2 protein-coding genes and 1 pseudogene are annotated in these 2833 nt (G+C 56.8%); 1 reads left to right on the top strand and 2 read right to left on the bottom strand.

Annotated elements, in window-relative coordinates; translation table 11 throughout:
* Positions 1-205: pseudogene (locus PHS32_RS24095) on the bottom strand (glutamate dehydrogenase); the annotation flags it as partial.
* 447 nt (positions 206-652) lie between these two features.
* On the bottom strand, positions 653-1120 hold the full coding sequence (locus PHS32_RS24090) for a helix-hairpin-helix domain-containing protein (RefSeq protein ID WP_301082163.1): 468 nt from the start codon (positions 1118-1120) through the stop codon (positions 653-655).
* 344 nt (positions 1121-1464) lie between these two features.
* On the opposite strand from PHS32_RS24090, the gene ilvD reads away from it, so the two are divergent.
* A partial coding sequence (gene ilvD, locus PHS32_RS24085; RefSeq protein WP_301082161.1) for a dihydroxy-acid dehydratase occupies positions 1465-2833 on the top strand: 1369 nt, incomplete at its 3' end.

Here is a 2833-nt window from a genome sequence, read left to right as displayed (position 1 = left end):
CATCGACCCAGGACACGCGGAACTGAATGATGCGCTCGGACTCGACCAGACGTTCCAGAATTCCACTGTCGGCATAGTGCGGGTTGGCTTTGATGAAAGCCCACAGGCTGCCCATGACTTCCTGCACTGCCTGGTGGAATTCGGGCTGGTGCGGATCACGGGCTTTAACGTAGTCGAGAAAATCAGACAGGTTCTTGTACTTCACTACATATCCTTTGGCTAGTTAACGAAAAATTTGATGGGCGCTGGTCGAAACGAGCCCGCCTGGGGAAATGGTGCTGTGCTCTGAAAAGGTGCAATAAACCTTGGGGATTCCGGCGCAGTTGACTGTTTTTTGTGAAAACGCAACGCAGCTCAGTTAAATCGTGGTGAAAGAGTCGATATAAGCACCAAATCAGTGCAACGTGAATTCTACACTTAATGTTTTATCGGAATAACGTTATGCATTTGGATACTGGGGTGCCCAGGCTAAGACGGGCCTGCATGCCGGTGAATTGCGTGCGCATGCGGTGCTTTTGGACTATCAGCAGGTGGCGACCCGTGTCCTGGTTTTTTTGCCGGCAGATGTCGGCGCGCGCCAATTTCCTTGCGCTATGAACGGCAATAAAAAAACCCGCCAAGGCGGGTTGCTTTGTGAGCGCAAGTCTTGGACTTACTTTTTGGCGGCGCTGGCAGCCGGTTTGGCTGCGTCAGCTTTAGGCGTGACTGCTTTCTTGACGTCTTTCGCGGTTTCCTTGACCGCGTCCTTGGTGCTGATAGCTGCACCTTTGATCGCGTCCTTGGTACTCACGGCCGCATCTTTGGCTTTTTCCGTCAGTGGCTTGTCGGCTTTCTTGGCCGGTGCTGCACTCGGGCCCTGGTACTTGGCACCGGAGACAGTCAGACCTTCAGCGGAAAACTTGGCCGCATTTTTGTCGCCGACGCCTTTGACGCGGGTCACAAAATCGTCCCAACTCTTGAATTCACCTTTTTTGCGCTCAGAAATAATCTGCTTGGTGGTCACGGGACCGATGCCTTTGATGCCATCGAGCTCGGCTTCAGTGGCTTTGTTGACGTCGACCGCGGCGAACGCTGCGACCAGGAACATGGCGGCAAAAAAAGCCAGTAATTTTTTGAACATGAGAATTCCTCAAAGAATGGATTGAAATGGGCCTGTGACTCCTGTTGCGCACAAAGAGTCACTGGACTATAACGGTCTCATTTCGGGTCGGGTTGACCTGTCCGCGGCGTTATTGATCAGTAGTCGTCCAGCACGGCACCCTTGCTGGCGGTAGACGCATCAAGCGCAATCTTGTTTGCCAGATTGGCAGCCAGCACCAATTGTCAGCAAAAAAAAAGGGCCAGGCTCGAATTGGCATCGCTGTCTTAGGAATCCTCGGCACAGGCCTGGTGGACGCCGGGAGTTGGAAGCTGGGACATAATTGACCAGCCTTTCACTTTTGTCTCCGTTCTACAGAAATCACCATGCCCGTCTATCGCTCAAAAACCTCTACTGCTGGCCGCAACATGGCAGGTGCACGCTCGCTCTGGCGCGCCACCGGCATGCAAGACGGCGACTTCAACAAACCCATCATCGCCATCGCCAACTCGTTTACTCAGTTTGTGCCCGGCCATGTCCACCTGAAAGACCTGGGGCAACTCGTGGCGCGAGAGATCGAGCTTGCGGGCGGTGTGGCCAAAGAGTTCAACACCATTGCGGTCGATGACGGCATTGCCATGGGCCACGACGGCATGCTGTATTCGCTGCCGAGCCGTGACATCATTGCCGACTCGGTGGAATACATGGTCAACGCGCATTGCGCTGATGCGCTGGTGTGCATTTCCAACTGCGACAAGATCACCCCGGGGATGTTGATGGCGGCCATGCGGCTGAACATTCCGGTGGTGTTTGTTTCGGGCGGCCCGATGGAGGCCGGCAAAACCCGGCTGGGTGTCATCAAGCTCGATCTGGTCGACGCCATGGTGATGGCTGCTGACCCCTCTGTGTCAGACGAGGAAGTCGCCGAGGTGGAGCGCTCGGCTTGCCCGACGTGCGGCTCGTGCTCGGGCATGTTCACAGCCAACTCGATGAACTGCCTGACCGAGGCACTGGGCTTGTCGCTGCCCGGCAATGGCACAGTGGTGGCCACCCACGCTGACCGCGAGCAGCTCTTCAAACGGGCCGGCCATTTGATTGTGGAACTGGCCAAACGCTATTACGAAAAGGATGACGCATCCGTGTTGCCGCGCGCCATTGGCCTGAAAGCCTTTGAGAATGCCATCACGCTCGATGTCGCCATGGGCGGCTCCACCAACACCATTTTGCACCTGCTGGCGGTGGCGCAAGAGGCCGGCATTGACTTCACCATGAAAGACATTGACCGCCTGTCGCGCAGTGTGCCGCAGCTGTGCAAAGTGGCACCCAATACGCCCAAATACCATGTGGAAGACGTGCACCGCGCTGGCGGCGTGATGGCGATCCTGGGCGAGCTGGAACGCGCTGGCAAGCTGCATACCGACGTGCCCACCGTGCATGCGCACACCATGATGGAGGCGCTGGCGCAGTGGGACATCATGCGCAGTCCTTCGCTTGAGGTGCAAAAGTTTTACCTGGCTGGCCCGGCGGGCAAGCCAAGTCAGGTCGCTTTCAGCCAAGCCACCCGCTGGCCGAGTCTGGATACGGATCGTGCCCAGGGCTGCATCCGCTCAGTGCAACACGCGTACTCGCAAGAAGGCGGGTTGGCGGTGCTGTACGGCAACATTGCCCTGAATGGCTGCGTGGTCAAGAGCGCCGGTGTGGATGACTCGTTGTTGGTGTTTGAAGGCCCGGCGCATGTGACAGAGTCGCAGGACG

Source organism: Rhodoferax sp. (assembly GCF_028714215.1).
Taxonomy (GTDB): domain Bacteria; phylum Pseudomonadota; class Gammaproteobacteria; order Burkholderiales; family Burkholderiaceae_C; genus Rhodoferax.
This window is presented reverse-complemented; position numbering and strand designations above follow the sequence as displayed.

Excerpts from the sequence above, each read along its gene's own strand:
- PHS32_RS24090 (WP_301082163.1), bottom strand. The coding sequence starts at position 1,120 with ATGTTCAAAAAATTACTGGCTTTTTTTGCCGCCATGTTCCTGGTCGCA.